This is a genomic window from Tissierella carlieri (assembly GCF_018917285.1).
In the GTDB taxonomy this organism is placed as follows: domain Bacteria; phylum Bacillota; class Clostridia; order Tissierellales; family Tissierellaceae; genus Tissierella; species Tissierella carlieri.
In genome coordinates, this window is the sequence record NZ_JAHLOH010000031.1 from 1 (window position 1) to 17361 (window position 17361).

Sequence of the window (17361 nt, forward strand, 5' to 3'; positions counted from 1 at the left end):
GCTTCCTCTCTCCCACACCTCACGATGTGAAACTTGCAAGTCGCTATGAGATTCGTTGGTAACTACGCTCTTTAAGGACTTTCACCTTAGACATATGACATGCCCGTCAAACCTAAAAAACAATCACTCTTTAAAGAGTGATTGCTTATTAGCATACTATACTTTTGTACCTTCTGATTCAAGTATTATTAATTTCTACTTTTATCATTCATTTTTTTGCATTCTCCTATTATAATAGGCTTTACTATTTTTTATTGATTGAATAGAGAAAAAATGCTTTATAAGTCCTTATATATCTTTATAACAAATTGCTTAAGGTAGCTTAAATAAAGGTTTTTCCACATGTCGATTTATTTCTTGTTATATTCCTTATAGTGTGGTTCTGGAAAGTTGGGCACCACAAACACAATGGCTTTATATCTTAAACATTTCGTTTCCTTTCCTCTCCGCTCTAATTTTGGAGGAGTAAAATTTTGTAAGTACCTTTTCCTATGCTTGTTGGGAATGTGTCCAGTGTCAACACACTTGACGCTACCCTCTTGATTTTATGCAATATGTACCCATTGCAAAGTTTACAGAATTGTGTGGAAGTATAGCAAGTAATGTAGTATAATCTTTCTGATAATACTGAAAGCTGATACTATGCAAATTTATATTAAGCGAAATTCAAAATAGAATGAACATCGATACTATCAAGGAATAAATTTCTGTTTTGAAACAAACTCACAGGGGAAGTTATTGGAATATTTATAAATATACTATTTTTACGAGAGGAGAGTTGTTTATGAAGATTATTAAGAAGTTGACAAGATTAACAGTGCTCTTGTTATTAATATGCCTATTTTTTACAAGATGTAAAGATAAAAAGGAATCGGAGATACCTAGGGATTTCAAGCATACAAAAAATACAGAAGAATTTGAAAGCAGCAGTACAATAGCGGAAGGAAAAGAATTGATTAAGCAGGAGGAAGCAGGTTCTACACCTAAGGCGGATGAAAGTGAAACCAAAAAAAGGCCAGAAGTCGCTAATTCTACAAAAAAGATATATAGGGAGGATTTTTCGGCAGAAGGTGAGAAGGTGTTGTTCGGTTTTCAGGTTGCTGATTCTAAAAAAATAATATCTATCTGCACAGCAGAAGATGAAAGCTACATTGTTTACCGATTTGGTACAAGGGATAACATAGAATTAGAATTTCCAGAAGACAGAGAGAGCTCTTTTAGTTATTTTAACTATTCCTACTATTTAAGAGGTGGAGGACTTGAAAATACAGGCTTGGATTTCGACCATTTTAATTTTAGCAATGGGGACTATCAGTATCAAGTGTATAGCGAATATGAAGCAGAAACTGGTATAAGATCTGTAGGCATTAGAGTGACTGACGAAAAAACTGGTAAAGAAACTGACATAACAGGAGATAGTAACAGTGTTATCGGCAGTATGATTCCCTTCCGTGAAATGGAAAAAATAATAGTAAATTTTGAATAATCTTTTTGCTTAGCTGGCATTTATGGTGACAGAGGCATAGAGCATTACAGCAGGCGAATAGCGAACTTTCGTCTGGATAAGGCTGTGGAATAGAAAATTAATTTCAAATTTGTAAAGAGCTTCCTGCCATATGCCTATGATAGAAATCCCCCATGAATTGGTCGGTGTCCTTAGAACATGCATAAAATGAGCATATAACTTATGTTGAGATAACAGAACCCTCTATACTCATCAACGGTAAAATGAATGGTGCTGTGCACCAACCTATGATAAGTGCGCCCCTGCTTGTGTGGCAATTAAACTGAGTGTAGCTATTTTGCTGCTACAAAACAGCCACAGTAGACCGGCTTTGGTTCACTCTGCACAATAAGCAGTCACAAAATAGAGGATAAAATCCTTGCTGTATGCGGGTTTTCGATTCGTTTTGTATCGAAACTGGTTTTTCTATATCCTGCTTTTAACACTATTTTTATAATTTCCATATCATTGAATACTCAATTTCTTTAGTATCTTTATTTTCTTTCTCTTCTTCTATTTTAAATCCATGCTTCTTATAAAAGTTTATTGCTTTCAAGTTTTTAGCATAAACGTCTAATTTCAGCATCGGATAATATTCCTTGCATCTTTCAATCAGTTGACTTCCTATTCCTTCTGACTGATATTCTTCTGAAACAAACAGTCCTGCAATATAAGATTTATCCATAATACCTATAAATCCCTTTACTTCATCCTCTTCCTCATAAATAAGAACATTAGATTCTGGCAGAATATTTTTTACAAAATTATAATTTTCCTTCCAATAATTTGTGGAAACAAAATCATGGGTTTTCATATTTTCTTCAAGCCAAATCTTCATCACCTTATCTATTTTAGATATTTCTAATTCTTTTATCATTATTATCACCTCTTATTCAAAAATATTTAATCTATTAATTATCTTTACTTTTATTGTCATAATAAAATAATAGATATTTTTTTAACAGTTTTCCCAGTATATTATTTTAAAGCAGAACATTAACTCCTTTTTTAAGATATTATAATTCAAATCTTTTTATTACTAAGACTTATTTTAGTTATCTTTTTATAATTTGAAGTGCAAATAAATCATCTACTTTATCTTTTATATATACATAAGCATCTTCTATACCCTGATTATATATATAAGGACCTAATTCTTCTATAAAAAAATCTAATAATAACTCAGAAGCTAAATCTCCCAAATCTTCATCTCTTTCTTCTGAAAAGTAATTCATTATACGGTTTCTCATTTCTTCTTTATTTTCTTTACTGATTTTAATTCTAGTATTCAAGTTATCAACTCCTATATCCTTATATATTGTGAAAGCAACTTAAAATAGTCGTCACTATATCTAAAAAAACTACCCTCATCTATCATTTGTCTCAATTCTTTTCTACTAACCCATCTAACATCATCCACCTCTTCTTTCTGTAATATGATATCTCTTAACTCAATATCTTGTTTCACAACCCAAATATCAGTAAAATCATTTTTACGTTTATGTCTTAGAGGTGCTAGCATAGAACTCCCATTAATTTCTATGCCTAGTTCTTCTTTTGTTTCTCTGCAGGCAGCTGTAATACTATCTTCTCCTTGGACTGCAGACCCTCCCGTTGTTGCCCATACTCCAGGAGCGAATTCTAAATGCTCTGGTCTTTTTTGAATCAATATCTCTCCATTACTATTAATAATCCATATATGAACCACCAAATGGTATTCATCTGCTTCTAATTTTTCTCCTCTAATAATAGTTCTACCCGTTTTTTTTCCATTTTCATCTAATATGTCCCATATCTCCATTTTATCTAAGCCTCCATACAATCTACTTAAATCTAATTTTGTTTTATCAAATATCTTTCTGCTCCCACCATAGCTTTTCATGTATCTCTACAGGATAACCAAGATCTTTTAAAATAGCTTTAGAGATTTAGCTTCAGCCATGAAATAGCTATCTCCTTCAACAATGTCATCTGTAGTTCCTATTGAAGTTAATAATTTGCTCTATAACTCTTTCTTTATAAAGCCTTTCTAATTTTTCTTTTTGTTTTTATGTAAGAAAAATAAAAGTACTAAAGACAAAATAAATAGAACAAAAAAGCCATAATTTATCTCTATTCCTAAGGCTATCCCTCCGAAAATTCCAAGAAGAATTATAAAATCAATTATAGTCTGTGTTACTTGATTAGTATTGTAATCTAAGCTATCATCCCCTCTTGTTATATATCTTTCGATTCTACATATAGCTCAAAGCATTCCAAACAAGTAAAAACAATGCTATTGAAAGAACAAATAATATTGCTGAAATACTTTTAAAAACCTTATCCCTTTTAATAAGTCCAGCAATTAATAGCATTATTGCAGCTAGAAACATTATCAATATAATTCCTGAAATACCCATAGTTGCCTCCTATCGCATAAAGTCCTTCCTTTCTACTAACTTGTTTCATACTAATGAATCATTATAGACTCCTTACCATCAATAAACATGGATTTTGTTCTCCCCAGATCTCTTTAATTTCCTCTAGAGGATAAAATCCTACTTTTCCATAAAATTCTCTGGTTTTTTTATAGTTCTTATCAGGATGAGTCTCTCCAAGTGTTTTAACCATTAAAAATTTATAACCATTTTCTAAAGAATAGCTTACTGCTCTTTCAACTAATTTCCTTCCTATTCCTTTATTGTGATATTCTTTTAAAATACCCATCACATATATTTCTGAAGTACACTTATTGTTGAACTTTAAGCTTAAGAGCCCTATTGGTCTATCATCATCAAAGGCTACATAGAAAACTGTTTCTTTTACTTTATCTACGTATTCTATAATAGCTTCTTCTATCCCAAACCAATCTGGCAATTGTCTAAGTACAGAATCAGTAATATTTGATTTTAATTCTTGGTTATCTATAAGCTCAATAGAATAATCCTTACTACTTGCTATCTCTTTAAGTAAAACAACTCTACTTTCTACAATCTCTCTGTGTTGCTCCTCTGTCCATTTTGGGTTTTTATTCTTCCAAAATCTCTCACAAGGTATTTCTTCACATTCTCCACAATGTCTTAGTTTTCTATCTATTACACTACATTCATAGAAATCACAGATATCAAGTTCCACTTCATGTAACCAGCAAGCCTTCCCCTCTATAGAATGGCATCCCATACATTCCTTTTCAAACATCCTACATTCACTACATATACAACCACAAGCTCCAATAGTTTTAGTCATCATAGTCCCCTCCAAAAATAATTCTAGCATCATATAAACTTAAAGTTGCTCCAAGCCTTATCATTCCATACAGCATAAGCCTCGTTTAAGCCGTCATCAAAAAATAATTTTAGATAATCTTTCATACTACTTGCTAAGTTCATATCCCATAGCTTTTCTATTTCTACCTAAAAGACTTTACCTTCATGGGTTTCATCTATCATTTCTCCAGAAAATGTATCTGTTTTAAAAAGAAAAATTAGCCATCGTTCATGAGTAATATCATTATACCAATCAATAAGTCCGCTAAACCTTAGATCCTTCACATCTAATCCTGTTTCCTCTTTAACTTCCCTAATTGTGGATTCAAATATACTTTCTCCATTCTCTACTTTGCCATCGGGAAATGTTATACCTATCCTCTATTCATAAATGTTTTATTAAACTTACTCAAACCATTATATTTAATACAGATATTAAATCTCTAATAATTAATTTCTACATATTTTGCTAAAATCCTTCTATAAGCCAAAATACTTTTTATCTATTTTAAGATTCTCATAATTAAAATAAGGCAGTACCTGCACTGCCTTATTCACCTCACTCCCTGAAATACAATAATTATAATTATATATTTACTTGTCTAACGGGTCTTGCCTCAATATATCCCCTATACCCCATAGGCATAAGCTGAAATCTTGGTGCATCTTCATCAGCCCATCTAAATCCATAGACTTCTGGGTTATATGTTTTCATTACATCCCATAATTCACCTATGGCGTCTTCAAATTTATCATCCTCATAAGGCTGTCCTTGAAATACCATCATCTTACATGATGGTAAGTCTATAATATCAAAGCCTTCAGGTATCTCACCTGCATAATCCATAGGAACTTCTACGCCCTGTGCGTATATGGATGTACCAGACATACGCATATTTTCAGGCAACCATACTCCAATAGGCTCATATAAGGATTCCTTAATACTGGAAATTATACCCCATATATCACATCCAACTTCCTCACAATATTCAAAATAATGTGTTGCTCTAATTCCTCTCTTTAATATCATTTTTCTTGCCGGTCTATCAACAACTTGAACAAATACTGTACTAGCGTTAGAATTTTGTTTCATAGTTCCCTCTCCTCTTTGTAAAGTAAGATAATAATCACGGATACGATAGGGTATAAATAATTTTACTGGTGGAGTATTCTTGCAATAATACTTAGGAGTCATGCCAAAGTATTTAGAAAATGCTCTTGTAAATCCCTCATGGGAATCAAATGCAAAATCCAAAGCCACATCAATGATTTTAATGTCTTCGTCTCTTATTTTAATAGCAGCTTCTGAAAGCCTAAGATCTCTAATATATTCAAAAAGAGTTTTACCGATTAATTCCTTAAATACTCTGCCAGAATGCCATGGTGAATAACCAGCAGCTTTTGCTAATATATAAAGAGTAATCGGCTCATTTATGTGTTCTCCAATATAATCTTGCATACGCTGAACAGCATTTATTTTTTCCCAGTTCTCCATGTTATCACCTCCTATATAGAGGATAATACTTTGAACAAAAAATTTCTTGACTCATTTTGCTGAGAAATCGAAACTCAAAATACTATATTGCTAAATTCAATACATCCATTTCTAAAATCTGATTAATAATTATCTTATCCTAACAAGCACCTTTTAAAAAACGACCTGAATCCATCTCCAATTTTATCTCCCTTTTCTTTTCTATCCATATCTAGATAGTATTTCTTACTGTTTTTTTCTACTGAAAGAGAGTCAAGTGGGAATCCTTGGTTTCTTCTTGGATGAGGCTTGTCTACAATTATAAACTCATCAGATGATATCTCATTACCTTGATATTCGTATATATGTTCCTCATCTAATACAAGGCAAATTGCATTTTCATATCTAGCAAATACTTGTCCACCATTTTCCCTTGCGATTCCCCCATAATATTCTATCATTTCTTCATCGGTTAACTCTTTTCCATTTACTCTTCTTACATATATTCCTGGCTGCTGTTCTTCTTTAATTCCTCTTATATATAGACCAGAATCACAAGAGAAAACAGGCATCTTTACCTTCTTATAATATTCTAAAGCTTTTATTCTGGCATTTTCCAATGGATTATTTCCTGTTTCATCTATATAATTACCTTTAATAGTAATTGAATTCAATCCTATTACCTCTATATCTAATTCTTTCAATGTTTTTCTCATGCTTTCAAGCTTTGCTAAATTAGTTGTTCCATATAATATTTTCATTCTACACCTCTTATAAAAATCATGTATTTCAATAAATCTTATTCTATCTCTCTGCTTTTAACCATAATGATTTCAGTTTCACTTGGCTTATAAAATCCTTCTATCTCACCACATTTAATATATCCTAACCTACTATAGAGTTTTTCGGCCTTATTATTAAATTTTCCTACAAGTAAAAATAACTTCCTTGATTGAGGATAGAATTCATTCTCATAATACTCCATTAAAATTGAACCATATCCTTTGCCTCGATAATCCTCGTGAACTATAATTAAATGAAGATATGGATACATATCGAAAGCTCCATTATCAGTTACCATAATGAAACCAATACAATTACCATTAGAACTAATCATTACCTTCAATTCATCTCTTTTTATACCACGCTCCATTATATTGTATAATTTTTTACTTCCATCATTAAAATATCGCTTCCCAATTTCAGAGTCTCTTGTCATCTCAATACATTCATCGATATGTGTGATATTCCCATCTATAATTTTCATCTAATTACCTCCGATTATATCTCTTGTTTAAAATACTCATAGGCCTCCCTTGAATCCTTGTGATATAAAGGTAATGTTTCTTTATTTAACTCCAGATCTGTTAGGTAATATAATATTGCTTTTTCCCTTGAATGCTTCAGAGCTTCTCTAATCTCTTTTACAAGTTTTTCATATCCTTCTTCTTTCCAACTTAACTTATCAGCTAACAACACTTCTATTTCCATCTTACTTGGCTGTCTCCTTGATGTTGCATGATACCTAATTGCATTTAATATATTTTCATCCCTTATTTTAAATACAGTTTCCGCTATAATTCTCGATATTTTCTGATGTAAAATTGAAGGCATCTGCTTTTCCTCATCAGTAATTTCAATATTATTTTCTATACAAAATTCTACTATTTCCTCCTTGTCTACTACTCTTCCCAAATCATGACAATAACAAGCAATCTCACTTCCTTGTTCTATGGAACCAAATTGTTTTTCAATATTATGGAGCTCCCTAACTACATCGAGAGTATGCTCATATTTATCTAATTTATCATACACCAAAAAATATGATTCTATATCTTTCTGAAAATCGCCAGTTGTTTTAAAATTTAGATATTTTTCCATTCCCAATTCCCCTTATATAAAATTAGTTAACGAATTCTTGTATCTTTTTTCCATTCTCACTTCTTTCCTTAAATCGTCCTTTAGTATACTCATCAATTGTCTTATGCCAAAATGCTTGGGCTGGGTTATTTGTCTCTATTTGAAATACTTCCCACTGACCTCTATGTAAATCAAATATTTTATTAGCTACAGCTTGTCCGATTCCTTTTCTTCTATATTTCTTCATAATAAAAAATTCTGCGATTGAAAAATAATTTCCTTCTTCTGATTCGATAAGTCTTACTAATACAAAACCTATATACTTCCCATCTCGTTTAACCAGATATGGAAAGCGATGATTTTCTTCATTCCAATAATCATCTAAGTATTCATAGGCCCTATATAAGCCATTATCTTCAACATCACATTTTACAAATTCAGAAAAATCATAGAAATAAAATTGCATTAAATTTCCTAAAATATCTTTATACTCTTTTGAAGTTTTAATAATTTGAAATTCCATTCTATGTTTACCATCCTTATCTATATTTAAAAAGTTAATCGCATTTGTTTATAATATCTAGTCTTTTAAATAATTCTCCATAGTTAGCTAATTTTTCTTTATTCTCCACCTTCAACCCTGAATTATAGAAAACGATATTACCATCCCCTTCATTTATAGCATCCATTTTTTCTAAAATTCTTTTTAAATGTTTTACTGTACCAATATTTCCATCAATTATATCAGTATCTGCTGGAAGTATTTTTCTAAATATATCTTTATAAAAAGAGAAATGGGTACAGCCCAAAACTATAGTTTCATAGTTATTCAAGTCATATTTAAGTAACTGTTCCTCAAGATATGGTAATACTATTTCTTCATTAAACTCAAATCGCTCTGCAAATTGAACTAATCCTGGAAGTGGTAATAAATCAACAATATGGTCATTATCTAATTTAGTAATAAGATTTTGAAGTTTTTCTTCCTTTAAGGTTAAAGCCGTTGCAGTTACTAATACTCGTTTATTTGTATTTTTATTTTTTTCAACAGCAGGTTTTACAGCAGGCTCCATTCCAATAATTGGAATATTATACTTTTCCCTTAACTCTTCAATAGCTACACTTGTGGCAGTATTACAAGCAATAACTATTGCCTTAACTCCTTGTTCTATTATAAATTCTATAGCATTAAATATATATTTTTTAACTTCATCCTTCGGTTTTGGTCCATAAGGAACATTTGATGTATCTGCGTAATATATATAATCTTCATTAGGTAACATTTTTAGCGTATCATATAATACAGTAATTCCTCCGACACCAGAGTCAAAAAAACCTATTTGCATTCCTATTCCTCCAAATAAATAAAATTTATATGCTAATCTAACATAGCTATAATTTTATTATACTACAAAATAATTAACTTATGATAAAAATACCTCGTCAAACTTTCTCATAATGTCGCTTCTAATTTCTTCATTTCTATCTACTGGATTTCTTTTTGTTCCAAAATAACTTTCTTCTATCAATATCTCAACGCCATGATCTATCAATACTCTTTTCATTGCCTCAATTGTAAAACCCATACTTAAAGAATCTGGACCAGCACAAACACCGATTACAATTGACTTTATTCCTTTTGAATCTAACTGGCTACTCCAGCTACCATTTCCAAAACCAAATAATGAGAAGAGTCTATCAAGAAATATCTTCATATACGAAGTGACATTATAGTTGTAAGAAGGTGAACCTAGAATTATTCCTTCTACATCTTTAATTTTATCAATTATTGAAGATATTTCATCCTTATGATGACAAGTATTGTTCCTAATACAATACTCACACCCGTTACAGCTATTTTGCTCAATTTCACTTAGTATTACTTTATCGACCTTTCTTCCTCTTTTTTCCAACTCCTTTATGTAGTAATCCATTAGACCTTCTGTATTCTTACCACGCCTAGGACTACCCAATATAGCAATCCATTTTTTCTCCATAAAATAACCCTCCCTGTATAAAATTATTCTATTAAAACATTTAACATTTTTTCTGTATTATTTAGAAAGGCTTTCATAATTTGATAGTGCTCTGTTTCTTCATATTTCACCTTATTAAATCCATGTTTTATTTCATAAATAACTGAATCTGGATATGCCATTATTATTGGAGAATGAGTTGCAATAATAAACTGGCATCCCTGCTGAACTAATTGATGCATTCTACTAATCATGGACATTTGTCTCGAGGGAGATAATGCAGCTTCAGGCTCATCCAATATGTATAATCCTTCACCCCTAAATCTATTCATAAATAAGGAGAAAAAGGATTCACCATGTGATTGATTATGTAAAGATTTTCCACCATAATAATTTAAAAGCCCTGGACACTCTCTTTCTAATTCATCAATATTTGTTGCAACATTATAGAAACTTTCAGCTCTTAAAAAAAATCCATCCTTGGGAATCTTAGCTCCTCTTATTAACTTAAGGTATTCATATAGCTCTGAGTGAGTATCATTTGACGAAAAGTTAAAATTTCTTGTTCCTCCCTCAGGATTAAAACCATAAGCCACTGCAACTGCCTCTAAAATCGTTGATTTTCCTGTTCCATTCTCTCCCACTATAAACGTAACCTTAGGATGAAAATCTAAAATAGATAAACTTCTAATAGCAGGAAGGCAGAAAGGATACTCTACAAAAGAAGATATTTTATTAGAATTTAATTCAATGCTCCTTATATATTGATTAATTGTAGCCGTTCAGAATTTTTGGCAAAGATTCTCAAGATAAATGGCAAAAACTTGTGGATAATATTAATTATGAAATTATCCACAAGTTTTATTTTTTATCTAGCTAAATGCTTCAATAGTCTTTTCAGCGACTATTACCTCCACTTCACTTCTGATTGGATAATCAGCCATACCTATTCTCTTAGATTCAGGCACTTCTTCAATAGTAATGCCTTTTGTTTCATCAACTGTATTTGCTAATACCAATACTACATAAGAATCAACTAATCTCTTTTGTATAATGTTCATTAAAACACCTCCATTTCTAATAGTAAATTTATTATGTTAAGCTCTATTTCAGCTATTAACATCTCTTTTTCAGAAGGAAGAAGACTATCTAATAACTCTTGCTCTAGTCTTTCTTGCTCTATCCTTTCCTCTTCTGCTAATTTTTCATCTTCTAATACTATTACTTTGATAACAAACTCTCCATCATGTTCAAAATCTACAAAAGGATAATTCTCTATATATATTTGAGCCATCAGTTTTCCATCTTTTGTAGTTTCATCTATAATGTAGTTTTCTTCATCTTCATACCAATTTGAATTATGGTATAAAGATGAAGTTTCATAAGTTTTATCTTCTTTAATTATCATTTTATCACCACCTATCTTATCGCCAAATAACTAATTGGGTATGTCTGAATTTCAGATTCAACCTCAAACCCATCATCTATTATCCAGACTTTTATGAGCCTATCTTCAAAATACACATGTTGTTTTGAAGCATCATTTTTGTGCATCGCCCATCCAGCTGCATCTCTGATTTTTTCTACAATTTGTGATTCTTGACTTGCTGTTTGAAAAATCAACTTCACATATCGTGGTTTAAACCCTAAACTTATAGTTTTCTTTCCCTCGGTAGTCTTAGTATATGAACCAGTTACAATTACTTTGGTAATGATACTTCCATAACTTAAAACTACTGTTTCTGACCATTTATTAATATGCTCACTATATGTCCTGTATTGTATAGCATCTATACTATACATAGTTTGATGTATCATTTTCTTCCCAGCTGCCATGAGCTCTCTAACTTCTATAATCGAGGTTTCCATTGTAGATGCTCCTAAATGGTATTTAAATAGATATGTTCCTTGTGTTTTTAGAGAATCTAATCTAGTACCTATATCTTGTCCATATGGAACATATACTTCCTCCATACTATCTACATCAGGCAAAAACTGTTTCAACTTTGCTTCTACTGTTTTTCCATCTTCCATAAAAGCTGTTTTAGCCTTGCTATGAGGATAATATATATTTCCACCACTATCCTCTATTCTTACACTTCTCTCTTCCGCCATTTATATCACCTCACTATATCTTTTTTAGAAACAAACTTACTTCTGTCGCATTCGCAAGAGTAGTGCCATACTTTACTTTGTCGCCCGATTCGCCTTTATCGCCTTTATCACCCTTTCCTCCTGTTGCTCCTTTAATATTTGCACGTGCAGTCCAAGCACTAGCACCTGTTTTCTCATATGTTTGTCCTGCTGTATTTATAGCCCAATCTCCAATTGTGCCCAAGGAATTAGAAGGTGCTCCTGTTGAATTAACAAAATGCCATATTGCATTATCCCCTTTTTCTCCTTTATCGCCTTTATCACCTTTTCCTCCTGTTGCTCCTTTATCGCCTGTTGCTCCTCTCAGTTTCCCTGAATCAAGTTTTTGTTGAAATGTTTCACCATCTGCGAATGTTACGCTATCCGCTGAGGTTATAACGTCTACGTCTTCAAGTACTTGTCCTGTTGTCGCATCAAGTAACTGAACTCTCACTTTATTGAGTGTCATTTTTCATACCTCCTATACCTTTTTTATTCCCATAGATGGACTTACCTTTATATTTTCATCTGATACTGAACATCCTTTCTTATCTGTAACTACAAAATAGTATGAATCTACATCTCTTTCATCTATGCTCAGAGGCTCGTCAGTAACTATTATATTTTTATTTAAAAAAGAATCTCTTTTATCAGTTATAACAAAATAAATATCTTCCTCTTTCCTATCTGAAATAGCAGGTGGATTTTCTGTTATTATAATAGAGTTTCTATTAGAAATTATTTCCCCTATTATTTTACTAAGTTCATATATAGCATTATCCATCTGTCCTAATGTCCTAGCATTAACAGGAGTTCCTTCCTCAAGAATTTCTCCTTCGTCTGGAACGTGAAGTATGCTACCATCTGGGAGAGGTACTTCACGATAAGCTCCCGGTCTTTCTGTAATATGGTCTGTAAATTCAACCTTTTCATATATAAAAACACTCATCTACTATCCCTCCACTTCTGTTAGTCTTACTGAAAAAACAAGAAGTAAGCCACGTGTTACGTTTTTTGTTATTTTTTCAGCCTTATCAAGTAAAACCTTGCCAGTTTTACTTATTACCCTCGAGGAGGTAATTTCTCCTTTAACAGTATCATCTAACATGAAAAGTATCTTAACTGTATTTTCAGTTATGTTAGTTCTACATACTTCTATTTGTTTAGTTTCATTATTTACTACAACTTCACCATGACTTACTAGATTTAATATTTGTTCAGTTATTTCCCTCATTCCATCTTGTGTTATCACAATCTTTCCTCCCCGCTTTTAAATGTTCCTGTCATTCTATATTTTTGAGAAGACTCTTTCTTATTTGAATTAAGCTCTATATTGGTTTTAAAACTAATTCCTTGATTCGTGTAATAAGGTTTAGTACCACATTTGAATGTACCACACATATTGTATTTTATATTATAAACCTTACATGAAGTGATTAATTTAATGACACTTTCTTTTGGTAATCCGTAAGCCGGCATACTGCTTGCAGATTTAACCCTCATAATTTCATTGTCAATAATTTGCAAGTCACTTATACTACTTAAATTTTTACCACTGAGATATACTATAAATTCAGCCCATCTCTCAGTGTCGTAAATATAATAAGGCTCAATGTAGGATTTTTCATACCCTAATGTTTTGAGTGCAAGAAGTATTCCTTCGTTTGTACCCGCTCTTTCAGCAATAATGTTTTTCATTGAAAGCCTAATTCGATAATTTTCAATGTCTTCACCCTTGAGCTTTTGCATATCTCTGTCACGCCCATGCTCTTCTAGCATCTTTTCGCTTGCACTTATAATCATTGATTCTTCTCTAACTTTGAAAATATCTTGTTTGGTTTGGTCAAATACCTCTCCGAATACCTTAAAAAGTATATAAAATTGATTTTTGGTCTTGGAAATTTTCTTGAGAGCACCATAAAGAAGATAGTACATATAGTCTTGAAATTTTTCAAACATATCTTTACACCCTCTCAACAGTTATATCTAGCGAACCGAGTACAATCACCTTGTCATTGCTCAGGATTATATCATCTTCAGGAGAAATAATATTAGCCTTTTTATAAACTTGGATGTCCTTCTTTAGAGAAAAGACAATGTCATCTTTATAGAGCTTGTTGAGTTCTCTGCCCTTCTTAATCTTCAATAAGTCAATGATGATTGCTTCAGCTCTCTCTTTAACTCCTTCGTCACTAGCATCCTCAGCAATATATAAAACAAGCTGAATATCCTGCTGTGCTGTTTCAGAAGATTTTATAAGCAAGTTATCATAAGGGCCTTTGATTGTATTAGCCTTGGCTTCTACATTAGCAAGTAATCCTTCAGTTGCAGCTCCTGCCGTTGATGTTACGATAATATCAACAGTTCCTTGCCCCCTTGGATGCATATCGTCAACTCTTACAAATAAAACCCCCTCAACTGATTCACAAACATTTTTGTATTTATCTCTAATTGGATAGGTGGAAAGTTCTGCCCATGAATTCAAAGTTCTTTCTCTGAGGCTCTCAATGTCTTCAAGGTCACTTCCTTCTTTAATCAGCCAATCTGCCTCATTTGCTATTCTATCAATACCCTCAATGTGAGTAAGTGATTTTTTAATCTGTCCTTGAGAAACATTGTACTTTGAGCCTTCCTTTTCAGCTTCAACAAGAACATTTTGACTTAGTGAATCCTTTTGTAGAATTGATTCCTCAAGAACTAAGAATCGAAGTTCCTCACCATTAATATCCTGCTCAGTTTTAAATACATCACCTTTTGCAATCTTGACAGCTTCCCCTGAAATATCCCTCTTAATAGTTACATAGCCCTTTGCTTTTGTAGGTTGTTTTCTCTTCTTGGAGAAATCTGCTGCCTTTAATTCCATCCATACTCCTTGAGCATGAGAAACAAATATATTATTTACTATAACTCGCATGAGCTTAACTAATTCAATTCTTATCTGAAGTAATATCATAAGCAAGGTATAAAATACTCCTCCTGAGCTAAAATTTGTTATAATGAAGCCCTCTCGCCTAAGCTCTTCCTCTATTGAATTTTTCAATTCTTCCCTATCAGGTACTGGAAGTATTTCATCTAGTATTTTTTCATCAATCATTACACCATCACCACCTCAACTCTGACTCTATCTAGTAAAATATCAAGATTATACTTTCTTGAGTCATTGATAAATTTAAAAGCTACTTTTACAGATACCTTGTCATCTTCAAAACTAAGTACGGTTTTGATTGTTTCGTTGTCTATTTCTTCACGTCTTGAGAGTTTCGTTTTAATCCTTTGTTCAATCTCTAATCTTGTCAACTCATTATCCTGAGTTTGAATAAAGTCCATTAGTGACCAGCCCCAAAGCTCATCATAAAAAAGCTCTCCCTCTTGGGATAATGCCTCAAGTCTAATATCTTGAATAAAGCAATCTGTATCAGAGGCGAGGGGAACGTCCCCATTTACGGCGGAAGTTAATTGCCAGTTTTCATCAAGTTTTATATCTGAATCATACAACCCTGCCATCAAATCACCTTCCCAATTATATAAACATTTAACTGACCATAGAGAAGGAGCACTGTTGCAATATCTCCATTTTCAAGTTTGATTTCTGACTTTACTTCAGGAATTTCCGGGAACTCAGGATTGATTGCCTTGTTTTCGTCAAGTATTTTGAGATTATAAATATAATACTCAGCTTGCTCTTGAACTTTAGTGATTTTTGCAAATACTGAAGAGGGGAGTCTTATGTGGTGATATTTTGCTTTTATAAACTTTTCAATTACATTTTGAATCATTTGCTCCAACATCTTTCTCCCTCCCTAAAAGTAAATATATGTCCTTATAAAACCCGTTTCATTGGTCGTAAATACAATCTTTTTTGTTTCAAACTCTCCTGATATCTTTGGATGCCTAACTATAATTTTTTGAGAATGTTTTATAAATGGAGCTGATACTGTTTCTAGTTCCCAAACTCTGCCCGGTCTTTCAAGAGATATAATATTTATCCCATATTCAAATTCATAGATTTTGTTTTGTTCAGGCTTTTCTCCCCAGTAAAATACTCCTCTTGAAAAATAGAACTCCTCTTGAATTTTCCAAATAGAGTGAATCTCTTCAATAACTGATATGACGTTCTTTTTGAATATTGGTACAACCTTTTTCTTTTGATAAGTTTTTGAAGATATCTTCACGTCTGAAACTCCTGCTTTGTTCAAGCAAAACCTCAATATTTCTTGAGGTGTAGCATCTAAGAAGGTATTTGTGATATACGTTTTCTCAAGATGTATCATGTCATCCTTTAAGATAACTTCATTTACATAGCTGCCTTCACTTATAGGATTAATCACATACCCCTCAAAGGCTTCATCAAAGACTCCATCATACCCAAGCTCAATCATTGCCTTATCTTCTTTGTTGATGATTATATTTTCTCTAAAATGCTGAGTAAATCTCGTTTTTGCCCAATCAAAATATGAATCCTTTGAGGAATACACTTCAATTTCTATACCTTTTTGAAAGTTATAACTCCCAATTGCAACATTTATTTCAGGATAAAAAAGCTCATTTGCTTCCATTTTCTCACCTCACTAATAAGGCATTGCAAGAATCTTGCTTCTGTATGCCTGAGTATTCGCATTGTCTATAGCTGTTGTTTTTGAAGTCTTGTCTTGAAGTTTAGGAGCTGCACCACGATTGCTATTCAAATAACTTTGGTAATCAGGATTTAAGTTAGCTCTTGCAGCATTTTTCACTGAGTTTTTTCCAGTATTCTTTGTTGCAGTTATAGTCATTGCATTATATTCCCAAAACTCAATCATAACTAATAATTCATCTTTCTTACTTTGTTCTTTCGTAGTTAGATTCTTAAATAAAACTTTTGTTATTCCTCTTGCTGCTGTATGCTCGTTGATTATCTCATGAACTATTGGCTTTACTTGCCCTTTCTTTTTAAACAGATTTTGAATCATTTCAAATTTCTCTAATTTTGTTAAAGAAGGACCATCATACAGAACTAACTCTAAATTTACTTTTGAATCTTCATATCCTGTTGCTTGCTTAGGTTTTTTACTTCTACCTTCAACCTCTTGTTCTTCAATTAGTGCATCACCTTTTACCTCTATACTTTTGAAGAGACCAGGGAGGATAATCCCTCCAACTTTTATTGTACTTTCATCAACATATATCAAG

27 protein-coding genes are annotated in these 17361 nt (G+C 32.2%); 1 reads left to right on the forward strand and 26 read right to left on the reverse strand.

Going from position 1 to position 17361, the window contains the following annotated elements:
* Positions 1 to 784: 784 nt before the first annotated feature.
* Positions 785 to 1486 carry a hypothetical protein gene (locus tag KQI38_RS09135; RefSeq protein WP_216558481.1) on the forward strand — a complete coding sequence of 234 codons (702 nt, stop codon included), beginning with the start codon at positions 785 to 787 and terminating at the stop codon, positions 1484 to 1486.
* 469 nt (positions 1487 to 1955) lie between these two features.
* Here KQI38_RS09135 and KQI38_RS09140 read toward each other — a convergent pair whose 3' ends face one another.
* From KQI38_RS09140 to KQI38_RS09265, 26 genes are all read right to left on the reverse strand, one after another.
* Positions 1956 to 2381, reverse strand: coding sequence for an N-acetyltransferase (locus KQI38_RS09140; RefSeq protein WP_216558484.1), 426 nt, complete (start codon positions 2379 to 2381; stop codon positions 1956 to 1958).
* Between the two features lie 178 nt (positions 2382 to 2559).
* On the reverse strand, positions 2560 to 2796 hold the full coding sequence (locus KQI38_RS09145) for a DUF2164 domain-containing protein (protein WP_216558487.1): 237 nt from the start codon (positions 2794 to 2796) through the stop codon (positions 2560 to 2562).
* A gap of 11 nt (positions 2797 to 2807) precedes the next feature.
* The gene (locus KQI38_RS09150) at positions 2808 to 3386 is read right to left on the reverse strand and encodes an NUDIX hydrolase (RefSeq protein WP_216558492.1); all 579 of its coding nucleotides are present in this window, start codon (positions 3384 to 3386) and stop codon (positions 2808 to 2810) included.
* A 352-nt stretch (positions 3387 to 3738) separates the two neighbouring features.
* Entirely contained in the window at positions 3739 to 3903 is a 165-nt protein-coding gene (locus KQI38_RS09155; protein ID WP_216558495.1) for a hypothetical protein, read from the reverse strand.
* A gap of 61 nt (positions 3904 to 3964) precedes the next feature.
* A complete protein-coding gene (locus KQI38_RS09160; RefSeq protein ID WP_216558498.1) occupies positions 3965 to 4729 on the reverse strand; it encodes a GNAT family N-acetyltransferase in 765 nt (254 codons plus the stop codon).
* A gap of 167 nt (positions 4730 to 4896) precedes the next feature.
* Positions 4897 to 5127 (reverse strand): NUDIX domain-containing protein, encoded by a 231-nt coding sequence (locus KQI38_RS09165; RefSeq protein WP_216558843.1) that lies wholly within the window; start codon positions 5125 to 5127, stop codon positions 4897 to 4899.
* Positions 5128 to 5335: 208 nt separating this feature from the next.
* Positions 5336 to 6244, reverse strand: a complete 909-nt coding sequence (locus KQI38_RS09170) for an AraC family transcriptional regulator (RefSeq protein WP_216558502.1) — start codon at positions 6242 to 6244, stop codon at positions 5336 to 5338.
* A 134-nt stretch (positions 6245 to 6378) separates the two neighbouring features.
* Complete coding sequence (locus tag KQI38_RS09175) at positions 6379 to 6984, reverse strand: non-canonical purine NTP pyrophosphatase (RefSeq protein ID WP_216558505.1); 606 nt, start codon at positions 6982 to 6984, stop codon at positions 6379 to 6381.
* Between the two features lie 38 nt (positions 6985 to 7022).
* On the reverse strand, positions 7023 to 7490 hold the full coding sequence (locus tag KQI38_RS09180; protein WP_216558508.1) for a GNAT family N-acetyltransferase: 468 nt from the start codon (positions 7488 to 7490) through the stop codon (positions 7023 to 7025).
* A gap of 14 nt (positions 7491 to 7504) precedes the next feature.
* Positions 7505 to 8104 carry an HD domain-containing protein gene (locus KQI38_RS09185; RefSeq protein WP_216558510.1) on the reverse strand — a complete coding sequence of 200 codons (600 nt, stop codon included), beginning with the start codon at positions 8102 to 8104 and terminating at the stop codon, positions 7505 to 7507.
* Positions 8105 to 8126: 22 nt separating this feature from the next.
* Positions 8127 to 8606, reverse strand: coding sequence for a GNAT family N-acetyltransferase (locus KQI38_RS09190; RefSeq protein WP_216558513.1), 480 nt, complete (start codon positions 8604 to 8606; stop codon positions 8127 to 8129).
* A gap of 34 nt (positions 8607 to 8640) precedes the next feature.
* Positions 8641 to 9429, reverse strand: coding sequence for a glutamate racemase (gene murI / locus KQI38_RS09195; RefSeq protein WP_216558516.1), 789 nt, complete (start codon positions 9427 to 9429; stop codon positions 8641 to 8643).
* Between the two features lie 78 nt (positions 9430 to 9507).
* Positions 9508 to 10080 carry a flavodoxin family protein gene (locus KQI38_RS09200; protein ID WP_216558519.1) on the reverse strand — a complete coding sequence of 191 codons (573 nt, stop codon included), beginning with the start codon at positions 10078 to 10080 and terminating at the stop codon, positions 9508 to 9510.
* Between the two features lie 23 nt (positions 10081 to 10103).
* Positions 10104 to 10832, reverse strand: coding sequence for an AAA family ATPase (locus KQI38_RS22315; protein WP_216558846.1), 729 nt, complete (start codon positions 10830 to 10832; stop codon positions 10104 to 10106).
* A 99-nt stretch (positions 10833 to 10931) separates the two neighbouring features.
* Complete coding sequence (locus tag KQI38_RS09210) at positions 10932 to 11120, reverse strand: hypothetical protein (protein ID WP_216558522.1); 189 nt, start codon at positions 11118 to 11120, stop codon at positions 10932 to 10934.
* Complete coding sequence (locus tag KQI38_RS09215; RefSeq protein ID WP_216558525.1) at positions 11120 to 11467, reverse strand: hypothetical protein; 348 nt, start codon at positions 11465 to 11467, stop codon at positions 11120 to 11122. Before KQI38_RS09215 ends, KQI38_RS09210 begins: the two co-directional genes overlap by 1 nt.
* An 11-nt stretch (positions 11468 to 11478) precedes the next feature.
* Complete coding sequence (locus KQI38_RS09220) at positions 11479 to 12174, reverse strand: hypothetical protein (RefSeq protein WP_216558528.1); 696 nt, start codon at positions 12172 to 12174, stop codon at positions 11479 to 11481.
* A gap of 13 nt (positions 12175 to 12187) precedes the next feature.
* A complete protein-coding gene (locus tag KQI38_RS09225) occupies positions 12188 to 12646 on the reverse strand; it encodes a hypothetical protein (protein ID WP_216558531.1) in 459 nt (152 codons plus the stop codon).
* 27 nt (positions 12647 to 12673) lie between these two features.
* Complete coding sequence (locus KQI38_RS09230) at positions 12674 to 13141, reverse strand: hypothetical protein (protein WP_216558534.1); 468 nt, start codon at positions 13139 to 13141, stop codon at positions 12674 to 12676.
* Positions 13142 to 13144: 3 nt separating this feature from the next.
* Positions 13145 to 13444 carry a hypothetical protein gene (locus KQI38_RS09235; RefSeq protein WP_216558538.1) on the reverse strand — a complete coding sequence of 100 codons (300 nt, stop codon included), beginning with the start codon at positions 13442 to 13444 and terminating at the stop codon, positions 13145 to 13147.
* Complete coding sequence (locus tag KQI38_RS09240; RefSeq protein WP_216558539.1) at positions 13441 to 14151, reverse strand: hypothetical protein; 711 nt, start codon at positions 14149 to 14151, stop codon at positions 13441 to 13443. Before KQI38_RS09240 ends, KQI38_RS09235 begins: the two co-directional genes overlap by 4 nt.
* Before the next feature lie 4 nt (positions 14152 to 14155).
* Positions 14156 to 15286 carry a baseplate J/gp47 family protein gene (locus tag KQI38_RS09245; RefSeq protein ID WP_216558542.1) on the reverse strand — a complete coding sequence of 377 codons (1131 nt, stop codon included), beginning with the start codon at positions 15284 to 15286 and terminating at the stop codon, positions 14156 to 14158.
* On the reverse strand, positions 15286 to 15696 hold the full coding sequence (locus KQI38_RS09250; RefSeq protein WP_216558545.1) for a hypothetical protein: 411 nt from the start codon (positions 15694 to 15696) through the stop codon (positions 15286 to 15288). The genes KQI38_RS09245 and KQI38_RS09250 overlap by 1 nt, the downstream gene beginning before the upstream one ends.
* Positions 15696 to 15980 (reverse strand): hypothetical protein, encoded by a 285-nt coding sequence (locus KQI38_RS09255; RefSeq protein WP_216558547.1) that lies wholly within the window; start codon positions 15978 to 15980, stop codon positions 15696 to 15698. The genes KQI38_RS09250 and KQI38_RS09255 overlap by 1 nt, the downstream gene beginning before the upstream one ends.
* Positions 15981 to 15992: 12 nt before the next feature.
* A complete protein-coding gene (locus tag KQI38_RS09260) occupies positions 15993 to 16748 on the reverse strand; it encodes a hypothetical protein (RefSeq protein ID WP_216558550.1) in 756 nt (251 codons plus the stop codon).
* 12 nt (positions 16749 to 16760) lie between these two features.
* Positions 16761 to 17360: a hypothetical protein gene (locus KQI38_RS09265; protein ID WP_216558553.1), complete on the reverse strand. Its 600-nt coding sequence runs from the start codon at positions 17358 to 17360 to the stop codon at positions 16761 to 16763.
* Between the last annotated feature and the right edge of the window lies 1 nt (position 17361).